The sequence below is a fragment of the Allobacillus salarius genome (genome assembly GCF_007559425.1).
Lineage (GTDB): Bacteria > Bacillota > Bacilli > Bacillales > Alkalibacillaceae > Allobacillus > Allobacillus salarius.
This window is the reverse complement of the sequence record NZ_VMHE01000001.1, coordinates 149,420-174,589: the sequence shown is the minus strand read 5'-3', so window position 1 is coordinate 174,589 and position 25,170 is coordinate 149,420. Positions and strand designations below refer to the sequence as shown.

Below are 25,170 nucleotides of genomic sequence, written 5' to 3'. Positions count from 1 at the left end.
ATGGTTTTAAAAAAACAGACAGTCTGGTTAATTACGATGTTGAGTTTATTGATTGTGTTAAGTGTTTATTATATGCTTCCGGGCGATGATCAGGCGGCAATGACCGATTTAGAGGATGAGCAAACAGAGGAAGAACGTTCAGATGAAGAAGAAGGGGACGGGGCTGAAAGTGAGAACTTTGTCGTATCTGAATTGCCTACGGGAGATTACTTTCAAACGATTCGTCTTGAGACGGAAGACTCTAGAAGTGAAATGAAAGAAAAGCTATCAGAAGTCATATCTTCCACTACAGCAACTAGTGAAGAAAAAAATGATGCGATGGATCAAATCTATTCGATTGAAACAATGTCTCAAAAAGAATCTCTGCTTGAGAAGATGATTATTCAAGAGAAAAATTATGAAGATGTCCTTGTTCGAAAAGCCGATGATAAAGTAAATGTCACGGTTATGGCTAATGAATTATCTAAAACTGATGCCAACCACATTATGCAAATGGCACGTGATGAATTTGGTATGTTGGACGTTACAGTCAAGTACCAAGGAGAGGTAAGTCAGCAAGAGGAGTCCGATGATGATGAACAATCGGATGATGCTCAAAATCAAGAGCAAGAAGATGATGATGAACAATCGGATGATGCCCAGCAGCAAGAACAAGAAGAGGAAGATGAACAAGACCAGGAACAAAATCAAGAAGACCAAGCTTAAAATAGAATTGATACAACCTACTAATCACCAATCGGGATTATTGAATCTTGGTTGGTGTTTTTTTATGTGTTATTTCAAAAAATGTGGTGTGATAGTTGTTGGAATGAGAGAGATCAGCGGGCAAACTGAATTCGATTATATTTACTGTTGGCAAATTGTTGTGAAAATTAAGTTGAACATGGAACATCATTTATCGTACAATTAAATCATTAACGCATGATTAAAATCGAAAAGGAGTGCCAATCAATATGCTAAAGGTACAAGAGATTCGGGAGCTAATAAAACTAATTGATGAGTCATCCATTACAGAATTTAAGTATGAAACTGAAAATGCAGAGGTTCATTTAAAGAAAGCAACAGGAGAAGTACAAGCTGCTCCAGTCGTTCAGCCATCTGTTGCACAGCGAACTGAGCAGCAAGCTTCAGTTCCTACGGTTGAAAAGTCTGAATCTGCTAATCAAACAGAAAAAGCAACTGACGAATCATCAGAAAAGCAAGAAGAAACAGCCACTCATACAGATTATGATCATGAGATTACCTCACCAATGGTCGGAACATTTTATGCTGCTCCTTCACCGGAAGAAGGTCCATATGTAAATACTGGAGATCGAGTCGAAGCGAGCTCTATCGTATGTATCGTAGAAGCAATGAAGTTATTCAATGAAATTGAAGCCGAAGTAAACGGAGAAATTGTGGAAATATTGGTTGAAGACGGCGAGTTGGTTGAATACGGACAACCGTTGTTTAGAATTAAAAAAGCGTAAGGAGGGATTGTCCGTGATCGAACGAATATTAGTTGCCAACCGTGGTGAAATTGCGGTGCGAATTATTCGTGCTTGTAAAGAAATGGGCATTGAGAGTGTCGCTGTATATTCAGAAGCCGATAAAGAATCACTACATGTTCAATTGGCAGATGAAGCTTACTGTATTGGACCTGCCTCTAGTAAAGATAGTTATTTAAATAAGACGAATATTATGAGTGTCGCGAAGTTGACCAATTGCGATGCGATTCATCCAGGGTATGGTTTCTTAGCTGAAAATGCTGATTTTGCAGAGATGTGTGAAGAATGTAATGTCATTTTTATTGGGCCAAGTGCTGAATCGATTTCTAAGATGGGTACAAAAGATGTTGCTCGAGAAACGATGAAAGATGCTGGAGTTCCAATCGTACCTGGTTCAGAAGGAATTATCGCTGACGTTGAAGAAGGCAAAAAAGTAGCCAAAGAAATCGGTTACCCAGTAATTATTAAAGCTACAGCTGGGGGCGGTGGAAAAGGAATTCGAGTCGCTAAAGACGAAGAAGAGTTAGTCAAAGGAATTCGAATCACTCAAAATGAAGCTGAAACAGCTTTCGGTAATCCAGGTGTATATTTAGAAAAATACATTGAGAATTTCCGTCATGTTGAAATTCAAATAATGGCCGATGGTCATGGGAATGCTGTTCACTTAGGTGAAAGAGATTGTTCAGTCCAGAGACGTTTACAAAAATTAATTGAAGAAACCCCTTCACCTGCTATTGATGAAAAAACGCGAGCTGATATGGGACAAGCAGCTGTTCGTGCAGCACAGGCTGTTGACTATATTGGCGCAGGTACAGTTGAGTTTATTTATGATCTGGAAGATAATACGTACTATTTCATGGAAATGAATACACGGATTCAAGTAGAACATCCTGTTACAGAAATGGTTACAGGAATTGACCTAATCAAGGAAATGATTCGTGTTTCAAGTGGAGAAGTACTATCCGTCAAACAAGAGGATATTCAATTTGAAGGATGGTCGATTGAGTGTCGGATTAATGCCGAGGATCCTTATAAGAACTTTATGCCATCTGCAGGTAGAATAGAGATGTATTTGCCTCCTGGTGGTTTCGGAGTCCGTGTTGATTCTGCCGCCTATTCCGGTTGGATGATTCCGCCTTACTATGATTCCATGATTGCAAAATTAATTACACATGGCGCGACAAGACAAGAAGCGATTGATAAAATGAAACGTGCCTTAGATGAATTCATGATTGAAGGTATTCACTCAACAATCCCTTTTCATCAACGTATGATGAATCATTCTGTTTTCGTTTCAGGTGATTTCAATACTAAATTCCTTGAAAATTATAAAGTTATGGAAGATGATGGAGAGTAGAAAGAGGTGAGCAATAATGGACGATAAACAACTGTTGAATGTCAGTGATGACGAATCATTAGGTCGTGTAGAAATTGCACCAGAAGTTATTGAAGTCATTGCAGGAATTGCTGCCAATGATGTTAGTGGTGTTGCAAACATGCGCGGTAACATAGCATCCAATGTATCTGAGAAGTTAGGTAAGAAAAGACATGGAAAAGGCGTTAAAGTAGAACTAAAAAACGAGGGTATTAAGATTGATATCTTCACCGTTCTTGATTATGGAGTTTCTGTGCCAACGGTCGCTCAAAAAATTCAAGATAGCATCCGGACAACACTACGAAATATGACAGCATTAGAGATTCTTGAGGTCAATGTTCATGTGGTTGGCGTACAAATCGAGGATAAAGCTGAAGAAAAAGCATAAATGTAAAAAGTCTAACAATGGAAAGGATACTTTCTATTGTTAGGCTTTTTTATTGTCGTCTGCCATCAGACCAACTTGTTCAATATATTCTTTTTTATTTCTCATGTTTCATGGTAAACTAACGAAGGATATTATGTATATAATAAGTGAAATAGTGGTTAGTTAAGGAGTTTATATATGATTTCAAGAAAACACGCAAGAGAAAAAGCATTTCAAGCATTGTACCAACTAGATATTAATGAAACAGTGAATTATAAGGATTTGTTCCGAGCAATTGAGGAGGAAGTGGATTCATATGCTCATGAACTTATTGAAGGTGTCTTTACACATCAACAGAAAATTGACACAGCAATCAGTGAAAAATTAGAAAAATGGTCTTTTAATCGTATCGGTACTGTTGAAAAAACAGTGCTAAGAATTGCTGTGTATGAAATATTATATATAGATGATGTACCAGTCAAAGTTTCGATTAATGAAGCTGTTGATCTAGCGAAGCGATTTAATGAAGAACAATCGGGAAAATTCATTAACGGTATTTTATCAAAATTTACTACAAAATAAGGGGGAACGCACGATGACAACAGTTATGTACGGAACAGAATTAGCCAATAAAATGCGTTCCGACTTAAAAGAAGAAGTAAAAGTTTTATCTCAAAAGAATATTCAACCAGGTTTGGCAGTCATTATTGTTGGTGATGATTATGCATCTAAAACTTATGTGCGAATCAAACGAAACGCAGCTGAAAAGATCGGGATTTATTCAAAGGTAGTAGAATTTCCGGATGATATAAATGAAGAAACACTTTTAGATAAAATCAATGAATTCAATGAAGATGAAAACATACACGGAATTCTTGTTCAGCTTCCACTTCCACCACAAATTGACGAACGTAAAATTTTAGAAACGATTAAACCTGAGAAGGATGTTGATGGATTCCATCCAATCAATGTCGGCCGATTATCAAATAATCAACCAGGGTTTATTCCTTGCACACCATTAGGTATTGAAAAAATGCTTGGTTATTATGAAGTAGAAGTTACCGGTAAACATGCAGTCATAGTCGGACGAAGCAATATAGTCGGTAAGCCAATTGGGCAAATTTTATTAAACAACGATGCGACAGTTACTTATTGCCATTCCAAAACAAAAAACTTAAAAGAAATAACGAAGCAAGCAGACCTATTGATTATTGCTGTTGGTCAGGCAAACACCATTACTGCAAATATGATTAAAGAAGGAGCAGTCATTGTTGATGTAGGAAATACTTATCTTGAGTCAGGAAAAGTTGTCGGAGATGTTGCTTTTGATGAAGTAAAAGAAAAGGCAAGTTTTATAACACCTGTTCCAAAGGGTGTAGGACCAATGACGATCACAATGCTTTTGTACAATACAGTACTTTCTGCAAAAGCACGAATCACTGAAGATCAGTAAATTTTTGCGTCAAAAGGTGGAGAAAAATGGATAAACGGTATCTAACAGTTACTGCCTTAACAAAATATCTGAAGAGAAAGCTTGAAACAGACAAACATTTACGAAGTGTATGGTTACAAGCAGAAATCTCAAATTTCAACCATCATTCACGGGGTCATATGTATTTTACGTTAAAAGATCAAAATTCAAGGATTTCTGCGGTAATGTTCTCGTTTCAAAATAAATTTTTGAAATTTCGACCTGAAAATGGAATGAAAGTTCTCGTTAAAGGAGAAGTAAATTTATACGAACCACAAGGACAGTACCAGCTTTATGTACAGGCGATGGAACCTGATGGAATCGGCTCCCTTTATTTAGCTTATGAAGAATTAAAGAAAAAGCTTACACAAGAAGGTTTGTTTCAGGATGAACGAAAAAAACAAATACCATCATTTCCGAATCATATTGGTATCATTACTTCACCGACTGGGGCCGCTATTCGAGATATTTTAACAACGATTGAACGACGTTTTCCATTTATTAAACGAACATTACTTCCTGTCAACGTGCAAGGTCGAGATGCTGCTCCATCGATTGTGAAAGCAATTGAAAAAGCGAATGGTGAGTCATTCGACGTGTTGATCATTGGTAGAGGTGGAGGCTCCATTGAGGAACTATGGGCTTTCAACGAAGAACAGGTTGCTCGTGCCATTGCGAAGTCGTCAATACCAATCATTTCGGCAGTAGGTCATGAGACAGATTTTACAATAAGCGATTTTGTTGCAGACCTGCGAGCACCTACTCCGACAGCCGCAGCAGAACTAGCTGTTCCATCTATGCTTGAATTACATAATCAATTAAACCACCTTGAAAATCGTTTAAATTATCACTTGAACGCAGAGATTAGACGAAAAAGAGAACAGCTAAAAGCATTGGAAAATACGTACGCCTTCAAATATCCAGTTCAACTAACGCAACAGAAAGAACAAGATTTTGATCGACTTGTCGCTAGTTTGGATCGAAATATGCGTATCCTCTTTGATCGAAAAGAGCAACGATTTGAACGTCGTAAAGAGCAAATGATTAGCTATTCACCTCGTCATCTTGTAGCAGAGAAAAAAAGTGAGTTGCATTATTTATCACAATCGATCGTGAAATCTGCTTCAAATCTTTTTGATCATAAAGCGACGAGTTTTTATAATCAACTGGAAAAATTAACGATTTTAAGTCCACTTGAAACGATGAAAAGAGGATACGGAATCGTATACGAACCTTCTGGAAAACTTATAAAATCGACTGACAAAGTTAGCGTCGGCGATCAAGTCCGTGTATCTTTATCGGATGGAATGATGGATTGTAAAGTGGAACAATTAATCGAAGGGGATGATTTAAATGACTGAAGAGAGCAAGACGGCCAATGAAGAACTGAACTTTGAACAGGCAATGGAGCAATTAGAAGAAATTGTACGTGCACTAGAAGAGGGTGACGTCCCTTTGGAGAAAGCAATCGAGTTGTATAAAAAAGGTATGGAGCTTTCAAAAATATGTAATCATAAATTGACGTCTGTCGAAAAAGAGATGACTCAGATTATGAAAGAAAACGGTGCTACTGAAGACTTCACAATGGAGGAAGAACCTGGTGACAATTAATCGTTTTATTATAAATAAACAAAAATTGATTGATAAGAAGCTAATTGAGTTGGTTGAAGAACTCGAAGCACCGAGCCTTTTAAAAGAAGCCATTGAATATGCAATAAAAGCTGGAGGGAAGCGACTTCGCCCTATATTATTGATGTCGACATATGAAGGATTCTCAACAGAGCTTAAAAAAGCAACGCACCCAGCAGTTGCTTTGGAACTTATCCATACGTATTCGTTAATTCACGACGATTTACCGGCTATGGACGATGATGATTTACGCCGAGGTCAACCGACGTTGCATCGTCAGTTCGATGAAGCTACGGCGATATTAGTTGGTGATGGATTATTAACGTATGCTTTTCAATTAATTTCTTCCTCACCATTCCTTGAAGCAGAGGAAAAAGTGTATGTCATCCAACAATTAAGTCAAGCGAGCGGTGTTAATGGCATGGTCGGTGGCCAATACTTAGACTTAAAAGCAGAAAACGAAGAGATTGAAGAACATGAATTATCAACTATCCATATCAAGAAAACAGGTGCGCTTATACAAGCGGCAATAAAGATCGGTGCCTATTTAGGAGGAGCTACTCCACCACAAATTGAATCATTACAAACTTTCGGTTACTATTTAGGGTTAACGTTTCAAGTTCAAGATGATTTATTGGACGTTGAAGGGGATTCAAATGAGTTAGGGAAACTAACCGGAAGTGATCTAGCTAGGAATAAAAGTACCTATCCAAAGTTACTCGGTTTACAAGGTGCCAAAGATCAGAAAAACCAATATATGGATAAGGCCAAGGAAGCCTATTTATCCTCTAATGTTAATCAACCGCGTCTTTTAGAGCTTATTAATGTGTTTGGCAACCGATCAAATTAGGTTCAATAAATTGTATGAACGTTCGTTCTGTGATAAAATATAATTAAATAGGGAGTGGAACAGTATTCTAGTCGACCCTCCATTTCTGAAGGCGGGCCTAAAAATCCGCCAAAGGGCACATCGATGAAGTTCCTTGTGTTGGCTTGAGGCGCCCAGCCTGGGGTCAATGCTGGGAGTTAAGGTCGTAGGGCGATCCACAAAGGCATGTGGGCGTAGACCCTGCTTCCGCGGAGGCCCACTCTTGTGTTTCGGTGATTGCGCTTACCGAGATATGAAGTGGGGTATGAACCTGCTGGATAGGGGAAACTCTATCGGCAGCGTAGCCTGCCTTGAGTGGTAGTTAGGGGATTGCAATTTAACATACTACAACGATCGGCCGTCGTTACCAGTGTGTGAGCACAATTGCATGAAATAAGTACTGCAAAAGAGGCTAGGAAATGGTCAAAGGTTGTTGAGGAAATCTCCTAGACTGTCGTAACATGCACTTAAATGGGATTATGGTGTGGACTAAGTGGTAATCCAGTCTAGCTGGCGGTGACGCGGCTAAGGTTGCTTTAAAGGGAAACCGCCAATGTGGCAACACATGGTAGCAGCTTGGGAAAACCTACTGGACCTAAGCCACAATTTTTACCATTTAAGTGTCCATTCCCTCTATACATAGTTATTATTTTGTTAGTATGAGCTAAGATGAGGTTATTTATGAAAAAAAGTTTGTTGAAACGATCAATTAAATTTAGTATTGGAATTGCCGTTATCACAGCTGTGTTAGCGGCCATTTTTTCAGTTATATCAAACGCTTCATTAGAAGGTACAAGCTGGTATCTAGGCTTACTTATTGTTTTATTTATTGTATTGATTGGTGTATTCTTTGATATGATGGGAGTAGCTGCAGCTGCTGCTAATGAAAAACCGTTTCACTCAATGGCTTCTGAAAAAGTGAATGGTGCACGAGAAGCGATTGTCATCGTCAGAAATGCAGACAGATTTGCTACGTTTTGTAATGATGTAATCGGAGATATTTCGGGAATCATTAGTGGTGCAGCGTCCACTTTGGTCGTCATTCAATTGGCTGTGGTGTTACAGTCTGATGTAACGAACCTACAATTCATATTGAATATCATATTAACAAGTTTTGTCGCCGCATTGACGGTCGGTGGTAAGGCAATTGCCAAAACATATGCCATTCACCGATCAACAAATATCATTTTGGTTGTGGGGAAAATGTTTGCTTTTTTCGATAAAAAGTTGCATATTAAAATTTTACCCGATTTGAAGAAAAAGAAGCGAAAAGAAATATAATTATAAGGTGAGGGATCCGCATATGGATCTTAAAGATATTAAGACTCCATCCGATATCAAGCAATGCTCGATCGATGATTTAAAAAAACTGAGTGAAGAAGTTCGTCAATTCCTTATTCAGGAACTTTCGAAGACTGGTGGCCATCTTGGCCCAAATTTAGGTGTAGTTGAATTGACGATTGCTTTGCATCATGCTTTCGACAGTCCAAAAGATAAGTTTATTTGGGATGTCGGACACCAGGCGTACGTGCATAAAATGCTGACAGGACGTATGGAGGGCTTCAATACGTTAAGACAATATAGAGGCTTATGTGGTTTTCCGAAACGTTCGGAAAGTGAACATGACGTTTGGGAAACTGGACACAGCTCCACTTCCTTGTCTGCAGCAATGGGAATGGCGATTGCGAGGGATATCCGTGGTGAAGACCACGCTGTCGTACCAATTATCGGTGATGGTGCATTAACCGGTGGAATGGCACTTGAAGCATTAAACCATATCGGTCATGAACAGAAGAACATGATCGTCATTTTAAACGATAATGAAATGTCCATCGCACCAAACGTTGGCGCCTTGCACAATGTGTTGGGCCGACTTCGAAGTGGTCAAAGATACAATTATGTAAAAGACGAAATGGAATACTTATTGAAGAAGGTTCCGGCGATCGGCGGTCGACTAGCATCAACAGCCGAGCGATTGAAAGATAGTATGAAATATTTATTCGTACCTGGAATGTTCTTTGAAGAACTTGGATTTACGTACTATGGTCCAATTGATGGTCATAGCTATGAAGATTTATTCCGTTCAATTCGTTATGCGAAAAATACGGAAGGACCAATCATTCTTCACGTCATTACGAAAAAAGGAAAAGGTTATCGCCCAGCTGAATCCGATAAAATTGGTACGTGGCACGGCGTTGGCCCTTATAAAATTGATTCTGGTGAAACGTTGAAAAAAAGCGGATCAGGCCCTGCATGGAGTAAAGTAATCAGTGACTCTTTAATGAAAATCGCAAAAGACGATGAAGAAGTGGTTGCTATTACGCCAGCGATGACGGTCGGCTCAAAATTAGAGGATTTCAAAAAAGAGTTTCCTGACCGCTTATTCGATGTCGGAATTGCTGAACAACATGCGACAACTGTTTCTGGTGGATTGGCAGCTGTTGGAATGAAACCTTTCTTGTCGATTTATTCAACGTTTTTACAACGTGGATTTGATCAAGTCGTTCATGATATAGCTAGACAAAATTTACCTGTAACGTTCGGTATTGACCGTGCTGGACTTGTTGGAGCAGACGGAGAAACACACCAAGGTGTGTTCGATATTTCCTTCTTAAGACATTTGCCAAACATGAGAATCATGATGCCGAAAGATGCGACAGAGGCTCAGAACATGGTTTATACAGCACTAAGTCAAAAGGATGGTCCGATGGCGATTCGTTACCCTCGTGGTAATGCAAAAGAAGCTCCTAAGGATGTACCGTTTGAACAAGTTCCAATTGGTTCTTGGGAAGTTCTTAAAAAAGGACAAGATAGTGTCATATTCGCTTTTGGAACTATGCTCGACTTGGCAATGGAAGCTGCGGAACAATTGAGTGAAGAAGGGTTATCTGTCCGGGTAGTCAACGCAAGATTCATTAAACCGTTGGATGAGAAAATGATTCATCAAGTCGTCAAAGAAAATATCCCGATTTTAACGATCGAAGAACATGCGTTGCAAGGTGGATTTGGAAGTGCTGTTTTGGAATTTATTGAGCAACAAGACTATTTATATCCATTTGTTTATCGTATGGGCCTTCCGGATTATTTTGTTGAACATGGAAGTGTCGGCGAACTACTCGAAGAAACTGGCTTAACCGTAGACGATATTAAGAAGAAGATTAAAAAAATTGTACCACTACAAAAGAAAAGAGCTTAACGAATGAAAAAAGTTCGATTAGACGTCCTTTTAGTCGAAAAGGGCTACTTTGAAACGAGAGAAAAAGCGAAACGATCTATTATGGCTGGCCTTGTTCATTCTGAAAGTGAGATATTGGACAAGCCAGGTGTGAAGATTGACCCTAACACCAAGCTTACTGTAAAAGGAAAAGCTGTTCCTTATGTAAGTAGAGGGGGTTTGAAGTTAGAAAAAGCGTTAAAGGAATTTGACGTAGATATCACAGATAAGTTAGTGATGGATATCGGTTCATCAACGGGTGGCTTTACGGATTGTGCATTGTCTTTCGGTGCAAAAGAAGTTTATGCAATTGATGTAGGCTATAATCAGCTGGCTTGGAAAATGAGAAGTGATGAACGAGTACATGTCATGGAGCGAATGAACTTCCGTTATGTCACACCTGAAGATTTGAAATATGGCAGACCGAATTTTGTTGTGACCGATGTTTCATTTATTTCGCTTCGATTGATTTTCCCAACGATTAAAAAGCTTGTTCAAGACGATACCGATATTATTGCATTAATTAAACCACAGTTTGAAGCGGGAAAAGAAGAAGTCGGAAAAAAGGGGATCGTACGCAATCCTAAAACACATGAAAAAGTAATTCGTGAGCTTACTGAGTTTATCGTGTCTGAAGGCTTTCAAGCCGTTGATTTAAGTTACTCACCAATTACCGGTGGTGATGGAAATATTGAATATTTAATTCACGCAAGGTGGTCTTCAACAGGAAATATTGATCATGTCAGCGAAAAAATTAATGAGGTCATATCATCTGCTCATGAATCTTTTTAAGTGCTTTTATTTTTTAAAATGTCGTAACCTTTAGGAATAGTGAGGAATGACAAGTGAAAAAGACACAACGGTTAATTAAAATGCGAGAAATTATTACAAAGCATGAAATCGAGACACAAGATGAACTCGTTCGCCAGTTTAATGAACAAGGGTACAATGTGACACAAGCAACAATCTCACGTGATATTAAGGAATTACAACTCGTCAAAGTACCAACGGAAAAAGGAACTTATAAATACAGTTTACCGATTAAACCAACCGGAAATCCACGTGAAAAACTTTCTCGGTCGTTAGTGGATAACCTAGTGACAATCGATCACGCTAACTGTTTTATTGTTTTAAAAACATTGCCTGGGAATGCACAATCTGTTGGCGCTTTAATTGATCAATTGGATTGGGAAAATATGATGGGAACGATTTGTGGAGACGATACTTGTTTAATCATTTGCCGTTCGGAAGAAAGTCGCGAGGCTGTATATGAACGGTTTATGGAAATGATTTATTAATTGAGGTGACACAATGCTTGGTCAGCTTTCAATCAAAGATTTCGCAATTATTGATGAAATAACGTTAGATTTTAAAGAAGGATTAACCGTTCTTACAGGAGAAACTGGAGCCGGTAAATCCATTATTATTGATGCAATTCAACTGTTGGCTGGTGCACGTGCATCAGTCGATTTCGTGCGTCACAACCAAGACCAAGCAAGAATTGAAGGCCTTTTCTTTATAGATGATGAAAAACATGAAGTATATGATATTCTTTCGCATTTCAATTTACCGATTGATGAAGAAGGAAATATTATTTTAGAACGGTACATAACAGCTAAAGGAAAAAGCATATGTCGTGTTAATCACAAATTAGTGACTTTAGCGATATTGAAAGAAGTCGGTAGCAAACTGATCGATATACATAGTCAACATGAGACCCAATCATTAATGAATCCAGATCAGCATATTGAGTTAATGGATCAATTTGATGCAAAGAAAATTGCTTCTTCTAAAAATGATTATTTAATGATATTTAATGAATTGAAAAAAGCTAAAGAACGAATGAAAGAGCTTTCCGAAAGCGAACATAAGACGACAGAACGTTTAGATTTGCTTACTTTCCAACTGACTGAGCTACAAGAGGCGCAATTGGAACCTGAAGAGGACACGCAATTGGAAAAAGAACGGAATCAATTAGCAAATTATGAACGAATCTTTGATGGACTTCAAACAGCTTATGGTTCTCTATATGGTGAAAACAGAGGACTTGATTTCTTATCTAATGCAATGAACGCACTCGAACAAATTGAAGATGTAGATGATCAATTACAAAAGATTTCAGAACAAATGAAGTCGCATTATTTCGCTTTAGAAGAATTAAGCTTTGATATTCGTCACGAATTGGATCAGATGGAATTTCATCCAGATCGCTTAAATGAAATTGAATCGAGATTATTTGAATTAAACCGACTGAAAAGAAAGTACAATAAAGATCTAGAAGGCCTCATGTCTCATATGGCAATGATGGAAGAAGAGCTTGAACAGCTTCAACATCGGGAAGTCCATCTTCAGTCTTATGAAAAGCAAATTGACGAACTTACGAAGGATGCACTGATTGAAGCAGAACAGCTGCATACACTTCGAAAAAAAATTAGTGTTGACCTCACAAAAGAAATTCAACAGGAATTGAAAGACTTATACTTAGAAAAAGCAGTTTTTGAAGTTGATTTTTCCCAGCCTTCGGGTGATGTGAATTGGAAAGATAAATCGATCAGACTGACTAAAGAAGGTTTCGATCAGATTCAATTCAAAATAAGTACAAATCCTGGAGAGCCATTAAAACCACTCCACAAAGTGGCTTCTGGTGGAGAAATTTCGAGAATCATGCTTGCGCTAAAACGAATTTTCTCTAAACATCAAGGAATTACAAGTGTCATTTTTGATGAAGTCGATACAGGTGTCAGTGGGCGAGTTGCACAAGCGATAGCTCAAAAAATTGTCGACATTTCAAAGGGATCGCAAGTCCTTTGTATTTCCCACTTACCGCAAGTGGCAGCAATGGCTGATCACCATTATCGTATTGAAAAACATCAAAAAAGTGATGACTCGACACGTACAACTGTCAATTTATTGACAGACGATCAAGCAGTTGAGGAGATTGGTCGAATGATATCTGGGGAAACAATGACAGAATCAACAAAACAACATGCCAAAGAATTGATTGACCAATCGATTCAGTTAAAAAAAGCATAATCATAATTCAAAAGCTATCCAATAAACGGATAGCTTTTTTATTGTCCAATCATTTCTCGATTTAGCATAAATACATCAAAAATACGATCTATACGTCATAATTTCACTCATAAAAGGAAAAGTTAAACTTCATTGCATGGTATTAAGTCGTTTAAAAAACATCGATTTAGCTCAAATTAATGGTGAAACATCAGAAGATGAAAACACCATGAAATGAGGAGTTGAATATATGATCCGTTCCCGCGTAACCCTTTTTATGATCCTCCTTGTTTCGTTCATCACTCCATTCGCATCTGGCACCATTATTTTAGCGGAAAACCAACCAACAGTAACTCATGTCATACCTGGTGGCCAATCAGTCGGTGTACAATTACACACCTCTGGCGTAGTCGTTGCAGGATTTAGTGAAATTAAAACGTCAGATGGCGAAATTTCTCCGGCAAAGCAATCAGGTCTTCAAGTTGGTGACATCATTATCCGAGTAAATCAAGCAAAAATTGAAAACATGAGCGAATTCACTTCCTTATTAGAACGGATGACCGAGAAATCCGATACAGTTGAATTAATGGTCAAGAGAAAAGAAAACATCTTTCCAATTAATTTAAAACCATACGAGATCGATGATGAACTAAAATTAGGTTTATTCATCAAAGATGCAACAGCAGGTATTGGAACGATGACCTTTTACGACCCCAAATTTCAGAAATATGGTGCACTTGGTCATAGGATAACCGATCAACATTCAAAAAAACCGATGGATATTTATAATGGTAAAATTGTTCGATCGCAGGTTACATCTATAAACAAAGGCGAAAACGGTGTTCCCGGTGAGAAAAAAGCGCGATTTTCCATGAAAGATTCAAGCTTAGGCACAATACAAAAGAACAGCGATTTCGGTATTTTTGGTAAAATTACAAAAGGATCCGAATTATTTTCACAAAAAAAGCCAATTCCTGTAGCTTCATCCGATGAAGTCAAAAAAGGTAAAGCAAAAATCTATACGGTAATTGAAGGCGATGAAGTTGAAACATTTGATGTAGAAATAATTAGTTCTAAGCCTTCTCAGAAAGCAGCAACAAAAGGAATGATTATTAAAGTTACCGATGAACGTTTGCTTAAGAAAACCGGTGGAATTGTGCAAGGTATGAGCGGAAGCCCAATCATACAGGATGGAAAATTGGTAGGAGCAATTACCCATGTGTTTCTAAATGATTCAAAAAGCGGATATGGTGTACATGTTGAGTGGATGTTAAATGAAGCAGGTCTACAAATAGCTGATAAACAAACAGCATTAGCAAGTTAACCATTAACCAGTCGGTACATCCCGACTGGTTAATTTACATAATATTTTCGACAAAATACATCATAATTTGTTGAAACTAAACGAATTCTTGAGCATTCATTAGAAAAACTCGCTTTTTATAGATAATTTAAAAAAATTTAAAGAAAAAAGAGGGGATTTAGGTTATTTATAGAAGTTATACTGTAGAAGGAAATGGAAATTACAAATTTGGAGGGTAATTATGGAAAAGATTAATGTAGCAATCGCAGATGACAACAAAGATTTAGTGCATATGTTAGAGAAGTATTTAACAGAAGAAGGAATGGAAGTTGTTGGAACAGCTTATAATGGAAAAGAATGTTTAAGCATGTTGGAAGAGACCATTCCAGATGTTTTAGTATTGGATATTATCATGCCACATATCGATGGCTTAGCGGTGTTAGAAGATATGCATCAATTAGAAATTGAAACATTGCCTAATGTGATCATGTTGACCGCATTTGGACACGAGTCGGTTACGAAAAAAGCTGTTGATCTTGGAGCTACATACTACATGATGAAACCGTTTGATATGGAACATTTAAGAGATCAAATTGTTCAAGCGGCTGGTGGGCAAACAATGACACGAGTTAAATCATACAATGAAGGCGTAGCACAACCAAAGAAAATTGATTTAAACTCCAATATTACTTCAATTATTCATGAAGTCGGCGTTCCGGCACATATTAAAGGTTATATGTATTTAAGAGAAGCAATTTCAATGGTTTATCATGATATTGAGCTACTCGGTTCGATTACAAAAGTACTTTATCCAGATATCGCAAAAAAATTCAATACAACGGCATCACGTGTAGAACGTGCAATCCGTCATGCGATTGAAGTAGCGTGGAACCGTGGAAATATTGACTCATTATCATCGATTTTTGGATATACAGTAAGCGTTTCCAAAGCGAAACCGACAAATAGCGAATTCATTGCAATGATTGCAGATAAACTTCGTTTAGAACATAAAGTGAGTTAATTGAACAAAAAAGCGGCCATTTCGGTCGCTTTTTTTATTTTTCATTCAACGCCTATTTGGAAAATCCTGATATGTTAATAATGTTGCTTTCATGTTAAAATAGAACATCTTTAATTCAGGTGAGGAAAAGAAGGTGTCTACATGAAAGTTGCGAAATTCGGTGGAAGTTCAGTAGCAAGTGCAGAGATGTTGAAAAAAGTAGCCAATATTATTAAAGCGGATGAAACCCGCAAATTTATTGTTGTTTCAGCGCCAGGGAAACGATTTGAAGACGATCACAAAGTAACTGATTTATTTATCCAATTACTAAAGCAATTCAAAGACGGTGTCGACTACCAAGACACATTGAACAAAGTCGTAAATCGTTTTCGAATGATTACAGAAGAATTATTATTACCAAATGATATTCCAAACGACCTGAAAAATAAGATTGAAAAATTATTTTCTATGAAAAAGAGCGATGAACAACTGGTGGATGAATTAAAATCCTTTGGCGAAGACACATTGGCTCGGATTCTAAGTGATTATTTGTCTGAATTGGGAATACAATCTACATATAGAAACCCTAAAGAAGCTGGAATCATTGTGAGTGACGATTATGGAAATGCGGTCATTCTGGATGAAGCATATGAACAAATACATCAACTCCGAAATGAACGTGGTGTTATTGTCATTCCAGGGTTCTTTGGTTATACAAAAAACGGCCAATTGAGAACTTTCCCACGTGGTGGTTCAGATATTACGGGATCCATTATAGCTGCAGGCGTTGAGGCTGATTTATACGAAAATTTCACGGACGTAAGCTCTGTCTACTGTGTCAATCCGAAGCTTGTACCTCAACCGAAAGAAATTACGATGCTTACGTATAAAGAAATGCGCGAATTATCTTATTCCGGATTTTCTGTTTTTCATGATGAAGCTTTAATCCCAGCTTTTAAAAAGAAAATTCCAGTCGTTGTTAAAAATACGAATCAACCTGATCTTCCAGGAACAATGATTAAAGCTGAAAAAGAAGATTTCTCTAAGCCAGTTGTAGGAATTGCAAGTGATGAGGGATTCTCGAGTATTTACGTACGGAAATATTTAATGAACAGAGAGTTAGGATTCGGACTTCGACTTTTAAAAATTTTAGTCGATGAAAACATATCTTTTGAGCATGCTCCATCTGGAATTGACGATATGTCAGTTATTGTCCGATCCCATCAACTGACGAAAGAAAAAGAACAGAAAGTATTAAAACGAATCCAATCAGAATTAAATGTTGATACAATTTCTATTCAACATAACTTGGCAATGATTATGTTGGTCGGCGAAGGGATGAGCCAACGGATTAATGTTGCAGCGAAAGCGACGAAGGCTATCGCTGAAGCGACAACGAATATTGAGATGATTAATCAGGGCTCTTCAGAAGTTTCCATGATGTTCGGAATAGAGTCTGAAAAGCTTCAACAAACTGTTCAATCTCTTTATCGTGAATTTTTTGAGTAGCCAACATCAAGTTGACTTAATTATCTGATAAATTTAAAATAGAGAGAACTAAATTATTGGGAGGAAACTTGGCTATGGTAATACTTACTTTAACAAGCTGGACTTGGTTCTGGTTTCTTGTGCCTATGCCATTATTGGCAATATGGGCAGTCATATCATATTATACTGATGCACCGAAGGAGGATGATTCTGAGTGAATCCAACGTATATTACTTTCCTTCTGTATTTAGTCGTCCTTCTTGCGATCGGTATTACGACGTACCGAATGACAAACACGATGTCCGATTATATTTTAGGAGGGCGTCGTCTTGGCAGTTGGGTGACGGCTTTCTCTGCATCCGCAAGTGATTTTAGCGGATGGCTTTTATTAGGACTTCCAGGTGCGGCATACGCTGCAGGTTTCGGACAATGGAGTTTGTGGCTCGCCGTCGGTCTTGCAATCGGAGCGATGTTTAACTGGCGTTTCGTTGCTAAAAGATTACGCGTATATACACAGTTCTCCAAAGATTCAATTACTTTACCTGAGTTCTTTGAAAACCGTTTTCGAGATCGTTCTAATTTGTTGCGTCTCATTTCGGCATTATTTATTTTAGCTTTTTTCCTTTTTTATACAGCTTCAGGACTTGTTGCAGGAGCTAAGTTATTCGAAGGAACATTTGATTTTAATTACCATAATGCACTGTTAATTGGTGCAATCGTTATTGTAGCTTATACATTCCTTGGAGGATTTTTAGCAGTTAGTTTTACGGACTTCATTCAAGCATTTTTAATGTTCGTCGCTTTAGCGATCACAGCCATTGTCGGTGTGTATGAAATTGGAGGATTTGGTGCTTTATTTGAGGGTATGGGTAGTGTCCGTGAAAGCTTAACGGACGCATTTGCCGGAACAGCATATGACCAAGGTAATGGCATATTATGGGAGTCAGCAGGCGCAATCGGTATAGTGGGTATTATTTCGGCGTTAGCATGGGGACTTGGTTACTTCGGTCAACCGCATATTTTAGTCCGCTTTATGGCTATTCGAAGCCACAAGGAAATCCGAAAATCCAGACTTATTGCCATGATCATGGGTGTTGTCATTCCGCTATATTCCTCTTTACTAGTTGGGATGATTGGAATTGTATCAATTTCAGAGCCACTGGCTGACCCGGAACAAGTATTTATTGTATTGGTACAAATGACTTATAATCCATGGGTTGCTGGCTTTTTATTAGCCGCTGTATTGGCTGCGATCATGAGTACAGTCGACTCACAGCTACTGGTCTCATCCAGTGCATTAACAGAAGATTTTTATCGCAGGTTTTTCAGAAGAGCCGCGTCAGAAAAAGAACTGGTGTGGGTCGGGCGGATTTCAGTATTACTCATTGCGGTTATCGCAGTTATCCTAGCATGGAATGAAAGTAGTTCAGTACTTGACCTTGTTTCTTATGCTTGGGCTGGCTTTGGTGCTACTTTTGGACCACCAATTTTATTCTCCCTATTCTGGAGAAAAACGACACGGAACGGTGTTCTTGCTGGTATGATTGTCGGAGGCTTAACGGTCATGACGTGGTCCTTAACAGGCTATGAAATATACGAAATGGTACCAGGATTCCTGTTCGGTAGTTTAACTATTATATTAGTTAGTGTAATTGGCAAAGGTCCTTCAGAAGAGATTACAGAAGAATATGATAAGGTTGTCAATAACTTATAATAACTATAAAATAGACATAGAACGACAGAAAAGGTTTGGAGTACACTCCAAGCCTTTTCTTGAACACAGAAGAGGATGTGATTTCGATGACAGATAAAATTTACGGGAACACCCCATGTTTTTTAGGAGGTAAAAAAGTTCAGATTGGAACCGACCAAGTAAATGATCGAGACGTATTGATCTATGGAGTGCCATGGGAAGGCGCTGTAACTTGGGGAGACTATACAGGAGCAGAGCTCGGTCCAAAATCCATTCGTTTAAATTCCGCTCGTTACAGCGGTTATTTACCTGAATTGGACGGGATTGATGTACTCGCTCATTATCAACTAGGTGATTTAGGTGATGTTGATATTGTTCCTCATGATGTTCCTGACACAATGAATCGAATCGAAAATTTTGCCGGCAAAGTATGGGACACCGGTAAGTTTCCGGTAGCATTTGGCGGAGATCATGGAATCACTTTTCCGATAGTCAGTGCATTGGGTAAAAAAATCGATGGTAAAGTGGGAATCATTCATTTAGATGCGCATTATGACAATATGAATGATTATCAAGGCGAAATGTATGCTCGATCAACACCATTCAAACGTTTGTATGAAGATGAGAATGTTCGTAGTGAAAGTATCGTCCATATGGGCATTCATGGACCGAGAAATAAACCAGAAACTGGAAAGTTTGCTGCTGAAGCAGGTGCTACAACCATTACGTCGAGGGAAATTCGTTATGCAAATAATATTCAAGCAATGGCAGATAAGGCATATCAAATTGCAAGCGAAGGTACTGAAGCTGTTTATTTATCCATTTGTAGTGATGTGTTAGATTTCGCTTTCAACCCAGGTGGTCCGGTTGATGGAAATGGCCTAACTTCTTTTGAGTTGGTTGAATTAGTACATGCTTTCGCTAAAAAAGGAATTATTGGCATGGATTTGGTTGAGATTTATCCAATTCAAGATCCAAATGATTTTTCTTCACACTTGGCATCAACAATTATTCTGTACGCATTAGCAGGAAACATTTTGCACGAAAAAGAGAATAAATAAAAAAGGGCAGAGCAGTCAACAACATCGACTGCTCTGCCTTTTTATTCATTTTATAATCATTTATTTCATATCATTGTTTTTATCGTCGATTAATACACAATCTTTCCTGGATTCCTTCGTTTTATTTTTCTTCTGATCTCTTCGGTAGATAAATCCTCCAATAAAACCGATACCAATAATAATGAACAGTATACCTGCTCCAAATTGGATCATGACATTAATAAATATTGGAGCAACTTCACCGAAAAATGAATCGCGAAGTAATTTAATGCCGTAAGCGGCTAAAATACCAGGAATCAATAAAATGATTAAAGCGATTAAACGAATCATTGCATACCCTCTTTTCTCTATATCCCTCCATGATTATATCAAATTTATCTTTAAAACACAGAGAAAACACTTGAAAAATTAAAGCGTTTTCATATATGATAGAACTATGCAAAAAATTGCAGTGATAAAGGTGGATAAGATGCAAAATGTGTTAATCGTAGGAGCAGGAAAAGGTGGAACTGCAATTTTACATCTATTTTCAGATATCGATTTGCTATCTGTGCAAAAAGTTGCAGACATTAATCCAAATGCGCCTGGTATGATTAAAGCAAGAAAAAATGGGATTTCAACATACTTATCTTACAAAGAAGCAATTGACGACACCGTTGATATTATCGTGGAAACGACTGGTGAAGCAACTGTTTTTCAAGAATTAAGGCAAATGAAACCTAAAAATTGCGTATTAATTCCTGGGACAGTGGCGCACGTGATTGCGGATCTATTGTATGAAAAAGAAGGATTAATGAGTCAAGTTGAAAATGAAGTGAATATGCGAGAGATCCTGCTATCTTCTATTCATGATGGAATGATTGTTGTCGATACAGATGAGCAAATCACATTTGTTAATCAGTCTGCTGCGAATATTCTAAGTCTGCAGGAAACAGAGATGCTTGGAAAGAAAATTCGTGAAATTATTCCTGATTCAGCATTACCAAACATTCTCCAAACGAGAACGAAAGAAATTAATAAACAATTAACTCTTGAGAATGGTAAAAAAGTGATTACGACAAGAATACCAATGATCGATGACTCAGACGAATTGATCGGTGCTTTCGCAGTTTTCAAAGATATAACGGAAGTCGTAGGCCTTGCTGAGGAAGTTACTGATTTAAAAGAAGTACAAACAATGCTTGAAGCAATTATCCAATCTAGTGAGGAAGCAATTTCTGTAGTTGATGAAAATGGTATTGGTTTAATGATCAATCCTGCGTATACCAAGATAACCGGACTTGATGAGAAGGAGATTATCGGGAAGCCAGCCACCATCGATATATCTGAAGGTGATAGTGTTCACTATGAAGTGTTACGAACGAGAAAACCTGTGAGAGGGCGAAAAATGAAAGTTGGTCCTTTCAACAAAGATGTACTTGTCAATGTAGCACCGATCATCGTCGATGGAGCATTAAAGGGTAGTGTAGGGGTCATTCATGACTTATCAGAAATTGAATCTCTCAGTGCAGAATTAAAAAAAGCGAAACGAATCATTCGCAACCTTGAAGCCAAGTACACTTTTGATGACATCATTGCCAACTCAGAGGATATGCGCTTAACGCTTGAACAAGCGAAAATCGGTGCGAAAATGCCTACTTCAATTCTGTTGAGAGGAGAACCTGGCACCGGAAAAGAATTGCTAGCTCATGCAATTCATAATGAAAGTCGCCGAAAGTTTGATAAGTTCATTCGTGTAAACTGCGGCACGGTGGATGATGAGACGTTACAGAAAGAACTTTTCGGTGATGAATTAGGACCTCCAGAAAGACAAAAGGGATTATTCGAAGAGGCAAGCAACGGAAGTGTATTTCTAGATGATATAGGTGAAATGTCACTTTCAATGCAAGGTAAATTATTGAAAGTTCTCGAAGATCAGGAAGTTGTTCGATTCGGAGGACATGAACGGATACCCGTCGATGTTCGAATCATAGCGGCAACAAGTGTGAACTTGGAACGTGCGATCATTAACGGTTCTTTTAAAGAATCGCTGTTTTACCGGCTGAATCGACTGCCGATTCATTTACCTCCATTAAGAGAAAGAATGAATGATTTAAAACCTTTAGCCAAACATTTAATAAATCATTTAAATGAAAATTATGGTCGGCATATAGATGATATTTCTGAAGAAGCTTTAGAAAAACTTCGGAAATACAGCTTTCCGGGAAATGTTAGGGAATTGGAAAATATTATTGCTCAGGCAATCATTAAGATGCACCCACATGAACGTGTAATCCAAGAGCAGCACATTCCTAGACTTCATAAACATACTTTTGATCAGTTGGATTTACTTCACGACCATCGAGATGAAGAATATGCGACTTTGCAAGAAGCGATGGATGAATTCGAGAAACAATTCATTTTGGAAATCTTGGAAGCAAATGATTATATCAAATCGAAAACCGCAAAACAGTTAAACATATCTATTCGAAATCTGTACTACAAAATGGATAAGTATAATATCGGAAAGCAACTAAATTCTGCCGAGGATGGTTGACCCAATCCTTAGGTTTATGGAAATTTAACCAATTTATAATTCAAGGAGGAGTTATTACGATGGAACTATTTAAATACTTAGAGGAATATGATTATGAACAGGTGGTATTTTGCCAAGATAAAAACTCAGGTTTAAAAGGAATTATTGCGATTCACGATACTACATTAGGACCAGCATTAGGCGGTACTCGTATGTGGACATATGAATCCGAAGAAGAAGCATTAGTAGATGCATTACGCTTAGCAAGAGGAATGACCTATAAAAATGCAGCTGCCGGCTTAAATCTAGGTGGCGGTAAAACAGTTATTATCGGTGACCCGAAAACAGATAAAAGTCCAGAATTATTCCGTGCATTCGGTCGTTATATTCAAGGACTAGCAGGTCGTTACATTACTTCTGTCGATGTGGGCACAAACACTGAAGATATGGACTTTATTTATATGGAAACAGACTATGTAACTGGTAAATCTCCAGAACATGGTTCGGCCGGAAGCCCATCACCTGCAACGGCTTACGGTGTATATTTAGGTATTAAAGCTTCAGCTAAGGCGGCATTTGGTTCTGACTCACTCGAAGGAAAAACGATTGCCGTTCAAGGTGTTGGAAGTGTTGCGTACACGATGTGTAAATATTTGCATGAAGAAGGCGCAAATCTAATTGTTACAGACATTAATGAAGAAGCTGTCAATCGAGCTGTAGAAGACTTTGGTGCCAAAGCTGTAGGTACTGAGGAAATTTATGAAGTGGATTGTGATATTTTTGCTCCATGTGCGCTTGGTGCAACAATTAATGACGAAACAATTGATAAGTTAAAAGCGAAAGTGATCGCAGGATCTGCTAACAACCAATTGAAGGAAGAACGACATGGTGAAATCCTTCATGAAAAAGGTATCATTTTCGCGCCGGATTTTGTCATTAATTCCGGTGGTGTCATTAACGTTGCAGATGAATTAAATGGCTACAATAAAGAACGTGCTTACAAACAAGTAGAAAACATTGGTTTAAGCTTGGAAAAGATCTTTGAAATATCCAAAGAGAAAAATATACCGACACAAGCTGCAGCGGATCATTTGGCTGAAGAAAGAATTGCTAGCGTTCAGCGTTCTAGAAGTACTTTCTTAACGAATGAAATGAATCCATTATCTAGATTAAAATAAACATGGGAGAGGGAACGTATTTGGTTTCCTCTTCACTCATGTAATTGGCAAGGCGAAATTGGTTTAAAGAAGAAAGGGGAGAAACTGATGGCTACAGAGTACGATTTGGTTATATTAGGCGGGGGCACAGGCGGTTATGTGGCTGCTATACGTGCTAGCCAACTTGGATTGAAAACAGCAATTGTCGAAAAAACAGGGTTAGGTGGAACTTGTCTTCATCGTGGATGTATTCCGTCTAAAGCTTTATTGCGAAGTGCAGAAGTATTTAAGCAAACAAAGAATGCCGCTGAATTTGGTGTTGAAACAGGTTCTCCAACAATAAATTTTACGCGTGTTCAAGAACGAAAGGATTCCATTATTGAACAACTACATAAAGGTGTTCAAGGATTGATGAAAAAAGGAAAAATTGATGTTTATGAAGGGCATGGCAGAATCCTTGGACCTAGTATTTTTTCTCCTACTGCTGGAACAATTTCTGTTGAAATGAACAACGGCGAAGAGAATGAAATGCTCGTACCGAAGAATGTCATTATCGCAACAGGTTCTTCTCCAAACACACTTCCAGGACTTGAAATTGATGGACAAACAATCATGACTTCAGAGGAAGCCTTGGAAATGGATGAATTACCTAAATCAATCATTATTGTTGGCGGAGGTGTCATCGGAATTGAATGGGCATCAATGCTTGCGGACTTTGGAGTAAAAGTAACGGTACTTGAATATGCTTCTACAATTTTACCAACAGAAGACGAAGAGATCTCGAAAGAAGCTTTAAAGCAATTGAAGAAGAAAGGAATCGAGTTTTTCACAGAGGCAGAAGTACTAGGTGATTCAGTTAACGTAGATCAAGGCGTAACCATTCAAGCGAAAATCAACAATGAAACGAAAACATTTGAAGCTGATCGTCTGCTAGTATCTGTTGGCAGAAAACCGAACGTAGATAATATCGGCTTGAACAATACAGATATTGAAACTGAACGGGGGGCTATTAAAGTCAACCAGTTCAACCAGACAAAAGAAAGTCATATTTATGCAATCGGTGATGTGATTGGTGGGATGCAATTGGCTCACGTCGCATCTCACGAAGGAATCTTGGCAGTAGAGCATATCACTAATGAAGAGCCTGAAGCAATCCGTTATGAACATGTCGCTTCTTGTGTATACTCAAATCCAGAGATTGCTAGTGTCGGCTTAACAGAAAAGCAGGCAAAAGAGAAAGGCTATGATGTGCAAGTAGGTAAGTTTCCGTTTAAAGCAGTCGGAAAAGCATTAGTTCACGGGGAATCAGACGGTTTTGTCAAAATGATATCAAATAAAGAAAATCAAGATTTACTCGGTGTTCATATGATTGGCCCGCACGTAACAGATATGATTTCCGAAGCAGGCCTTGCAATGGTTCTTGATGCTACACCATGGGAAATCGGGGAGACTATCCATCCTCATCCGACACTATCAGAAGTAATAGGTGAAGCAGCTTTAGCTGTAGATGGAAAACAAATTCATGGATAA

Annotated in this window: 23 protein-coding genes; 22 read left to right on the top strand and 1 reads right to left on the bottom strand. The window is 38.1% G+C overall.

Annotated elements, in window-relative coordinates:
• The 19 genes from FPQ13_RS00930 (at position 1) to FPQ13_RS00840 (ending at position 19,968) form a co-directional block, all read left to right on the top strand.
• Positions 1-705, top strand: a complete 705-nt coding sequence (locus FPQ13_RS00930) for a SpoIIIAH-like family protein (protein WP_144087423.1) — start codon at positions 1-3, stop codon at positions 703-705.
• Positions 706-953: 248 nt separating this feature from the next.
• Positions 954-1,469, top strand: coding sequence for an acetyl-CoA carboxylase biotin carboxyl carrier protein (gene accB / locus FPQ13_RS00925; RefSeq protein WP_144087422.1), 516 nt, complete (start codon positions 954-956; stop codon positions 1,467-1,469).
• A gap of 13 nt (positions 1,470-1,482) precedes the next feature.
• Positions 1,483-2,844 carry an acetyl-CoA carboxylase biotin carboxylase subunit gene (accC, locus tag FPQ13_RS00920; RefSeq protein ID WP_144087421.1) on the top strand — a complete coding sequence of 454 codons (1,362 nt, stop codon included), beginning with the start codon at positions 1,483-1,485 and terminating at the stop codon, positions 2,842-2,844.
• Between the two features lie 16 nt (positions 2,845-2,860).
• The gene (locus FPQ13_RS00915; RefSeq protein WP_144087420.1) at positions 2,861-3,250 is read left to right on the top strand and encodes an Asp23/Gls24 family envelope stress response protein; all 390 of its coding nucleotides are present in this window, start codon (positions 2,861-2,863) and stop codon (positions 3,248-3,250) included.
• A gap of 180 nt (positions 3,251-3,430) precedes the next feature.
• Positions 3,431-3,811, top strand: a complete 381-nt coding sequence (gene nusB / locus FPQ13_RS00910; protein ID WP_144087621.1) for a transcription antitermination factor NusB — start codon at positions 3,431-3,433, stop codon at positions 3,809-3,811.
• Positions 3,812-3,824: 13 nt separating this feature from the next.
• Complete coding sequence (gene folD, locus FPQ13_RS00905) at positions 3,825-4,682, top strand: bifunctional methylenetetrahydrofolate dehydrogenase/methenyltetrahydrofolate cyclohydrolase FolD (RefSeq protein WP_144087419.1); 858 nt, start codon at positions 3,825-3,827, stop codon at positions 4,680-4,682.
• A 26-nt stretch (positions 4,683-4,708) separates the two neighbouring features.
• Positions 4,709-6,061 (top strand): exodeoxyribonuclease VII large subunit, encoded by a 1,353-nt coding sequence (gene xseA, locus FPQ13_RS00900; protein WP_144087418.1) that lies wholly within the window; start codon positions 4,709-4,711, stop codon positions 6,059-6,061.
• A complete protein-coding gene (gene xseB / locus FPQ13_RS00895; protein ID WP_144087417.1) occupies positions 6,054-6,311 on the top strand; it encodes an exodeoxyribonuclease VII small subunit in 258 nt (85 codons plus the stop codon). Before xseA ends, xseB begins: the two co-directional genes overlap by 8 nt.
• A complete protein-coding gene (locus FPQ13_RS00890; RefSeq protein ID WP_246065294.1) occupies positions 6,301-7,179 on the top strand; it encodes a polyprenyl synthetase family protein in 879 nt (292 codons plus the stop codon). The genes xseB and FPQ13_RS00890 overlap by 11 nt, the downstream gene beginning before the upstream one ends.
• A gap of 699 nt (positions 7,180-7,878) precedes the next feature.
• Positions 7,879-8,478 (top strand): CNNM metal transporter family protein, encoded by a 600-nt coding sequence (locus FPQ13_RS00885; protein WP_144087416.1) that lies wholly within the window; start codon positions 7,879-7,881, stop codon positions 8,476-8,478.
• Between the two features lie 22 nt (positions 8,479-8,500).
• Positions 8,501-10,393, top strand: coding sequence for a 1-deoxy-D-xylulose-5-phosphate synthase (dxs, locus tag FPQ13_RS00880; protein ID WP_144087415.1), 1,893 nt, complete (start codon positions 8,501-8,503; stop codon positions 10,391-10,393).
• A gap of 3 nt (positions 10,394-10,396) precedes the next feature.
• A complete protein-coding gene (locus FPQ13_RS00875; RefSeq protein WP_144087414.1) occupies positions 10,397-11,203 on the top strand; it encodes a TlyA family RNA methyltransferase in 807 nt (268 codons plus the stop codon).
• Between the two features lie 53 nt (positions 11,204-11,256).
• Complete coding sequence (gene ahrC / locus FPQ13_RS00870; protein ID WP_144087413.1) at positions 11,257-11,709, top strand: transcriptional regulator AhrC/ArgR; 453 nt, start codon at positions 11,257-11,259, stop codon at positions 11,707-11,709.
• 13 nt (positions 11,710-11,722) lie between these two features.
• Entirely contained in the window at positions 11,723-13,444 is a 1,722-nt protein-coding gene (recN, locus tag FPQ13_RS00865; RefSeq protein ID WP_144087412.1) for a DNA repair protein RecN, read from the top strand.
• A gap of 229 nt (positions 13,445-13,673) precedes the next feature.
• On the top strand, positions 13,674-14,747 hold the full coding sequence (spoIVB, locus tag FPQ13_RS00860; protein WP_144087411.1) for a SpoIVB peptidase: 1,074 nt from the start codon (positions 13,674-13,676) through the stop codon (positions 14,745-14,747).
• A gap of 220 nt (positions 14,748-14,967) precedes the next feature.
• The gene (spo0A, locus tag FPQ13_RS00855) at positions 14,968-15,747 is read left to right on the top strand and encodes a sporulation transcription factor Spo0A (protein ID WP_144087410.1); all 780 of its coding nucleotides are present in this window, start codon (positions 14,968-14,970) and stop codon (positions 15,745-15,747) included.
• A gap of 141 nt (positions 15,748-15,888) precedes the next feature.
• Positions 15,889-17,235 carry an aspartate kinase gene (locus tag FPQ13_RS00850; RefSeq protein WP_144087409.1) on the top strand — a complete coding sequence of 449 codons (1,347 nt, stop codon included), beginning with the start codon at positions 15,889-15,891 and terminating at the stop codon, positions 17,233-17,235.
• A gap of 193 nt (positions 17,236-17,428) precedes the next feature.
• Positions 17,429-18,928, top strand: coding sequence for a sodium/proline symporter PutP (gene putP, locus FPQ13_RS00845; protein WP_144087408.1), 1,500 nt, complete (start codon positions 17,429-17,431; stop codon positions 18,926-18,928).
• An 86-nt stretch (positions 18,929-19,014) separates the two neighbouring features.
• Positions 19,015-19,968, top strand: coding sequence for an agmatinase family protein (locus FPQ13_RS00840; RefSeq protein WP_144087407.1), 954 nt, complete (start codon positions 19,015-19,017; stop codon positions 19,966-19,968).
• A gap of 60 nt (positions 19,969-20,028) precedes the next feature.
• Here the strand turns inward: FPQ13_RS00840 and FPQ13_RS00835 are convergent, their stop codons facing one another.
• Positions 20,029-20,298 (bottom strand): DUF2627 family protein, encoded by a 270-nt coding sequence (locus FPQ13_RS00835; RefSeq protein ID WP_144087406.1) that lies wholly within the window; start codon positions 20,296-20,298, stop codon positions 20,029-20,031.
• Between the two features lie 139 nt (positions 20,299-20,437).
• On the opposite strand from FPQ13_RS00835, the gene FPQ13_RS00830 reads away from it, so the two are divergent.
• The 3 genes from FPQ13_RS00830 to lpdA all read left to right on the top strand — a co-directional run bounded on the left by FPQ13_RS00830 (position 20,438) and on the right by lpdA (position 25,170).
• Positions 20,438-22,504, top strand: coding sequence for a sigma 54-interacting transcriptional regulator (locus FPQ13_RS00830; protein ID WP_144087405.1), 2,067 nt, complete (start codon positions 20,438-20,440; stop codon positions 22,502-22,504).
• 59 nt (positions 22,505-22,563) lie between these two features.
• Positions 22,564-23,661, top strand: coding sequence for a Glu/Leu/Phe/Val family dehydrogenase (locus FPQ13_RS00825; RefSeq protein ID WP_144087404.1), 1,098 nt, complete (start codon positions 22,564-22,566; stop codon positions 23,659-23,661).
• An 87-nt stretch (positions 23,662-23,748) separates the two neighbouring features.
• Positions 23,749-25,170 carry a dihydrolipoyl dehydrogenase gene (lpdA, locus tag FPQ13_RS00820; RefSeq protein WP_144087403.1) on the top strand — a complete coding sequence of 474 codons (1,422 nt, stop codon included), beginning with the start codon at positions 23,749-23,751 and terminating at the stop codon, positions 25,168-25,170.

Excerpts from the sequence above, each read along its gene's own strand:
- dxs (WP_144087415.1), top strand. The coding sequence starts at position 8,501 with ATGGATCTTAAAGATATTAAGACTCCATCCGATATCAAGCAATGCTCG.
- FPQ13_RS00915 (WP_144087420.1), top strand. The coding sequence starts at position 2,861 with ATGGACGATAAACAACTGTTGAATGTCAGTGATGACGAATCATTAGGT.
- FPQ13_RS00825 (WP_144087404.1), top strand. The coding sequence starts at position 22,564 with ATGGAACTATTTAAATACTTAGAGGAATATGATTATGAACAGGTGGTA.
- FPQ13_RS00830 (WP_144087405.1), top strand. The coding sequence starts at position 20,438 with ATGCAAAATGTGTTAATCGTAGGAGCAGGAAAAGGTGGAACTGCAATT.
- lpdA (WP_144087403.1), top strand. The coding sequence starts at position 23,749 with ATGGCTACAGAGTACGATTTGGTTATATTAGGCGGGGGCACAGGCGGT.
- FPQ13_RS00930 (WP_144087423.1), top strand. The coding sequence starts at position 1 with ATGGTTTTAAAAAAACAGACAGTCTGGTTAATTACGATGTTGAGTTTA.
- xseB (WP_144087417.1), top strand. The coding sequence starts at position 6,054 with ATGACTGAAGAGAGCAAGACGGCCAATGAAGAACTGAACTTTGAACAG.
- spo0A (WP_144087410.1), top strand. The coding sequence starts at position 14,968 with ATGGAAAAGATTAATGTAGCAATCGCAGATGACAACAAAGATTTAGTG.
- spoIVB (WP_144087411.1), top strand. The coding sequence starts at position 13,674 with ATGATCCGTTCCCGCGTAACCCTTTTTATGATCCTCCTTGTTTCGTTC.
- recN (WP_144087412.1), top strand. The coding sequence starts at position 11,723 with ATGCTTGGTCAGCTTTCAATCAAAGATTTCGCAATTATTGATGAAATA.
- FPQ13_RS00835 (WP_144087406.1), bottom strand. The coding sequence starts at position 20,298 with ATGATTCGTTTAATCGCTTTAATCATTTTATTGATTCCTGGTATTTTA.
- accB (WP_144087422.1), top strand. The coding sequence starts at position 954 with ATGCTAAAGGTACAAGAGATTCGGGAGCTAATAAAACTAATTGATGAG.
- FPQ13_RS00875 (WP_144087414.1), top strand. The coding sequence starts at position 10,397 with ATGAAAAAAGTTCGATTAGACGTCCTTTTAGTCGAAAAGGGCTACTTT.
- FPQ13_RS00840 (WP_144087407.1), top strand. The coding sequence starts at position 19,015 with ATGACAGATAAAATTTACGGGAACACCCCATGTTTTTTAGGAGGTAAA.
- folD (WP_144087419.1), top strand. The coding sequence starts at position 3,825 with ATGACAACAGTTATGTACGGAACAGAATTAGCCAATAAAATGCGTTCC.
- FPQ13_RS00885 (WP_144087416.1), top strand. The coding sequence starts at position 7,879 with ATGAAAAAAAGTTTGTTGAAACGATCAATTAAATTTAGTATTGGAATT.
- FPQ13_RS00850 (WP_144087409.1), top strand. The coding sequence starts at position 15,889 with ATGAAAGTTGCGAAATTCGGTGGAAGTTCAGTAGCAAGTGCAGAGATG.
- xseA (WP_144087418.1), top strand. The coding sequence starts at position 4,709 with ATGGATAAACGGTATCTAACAGTTACTGCCTTAACAAAATATCTGAAG.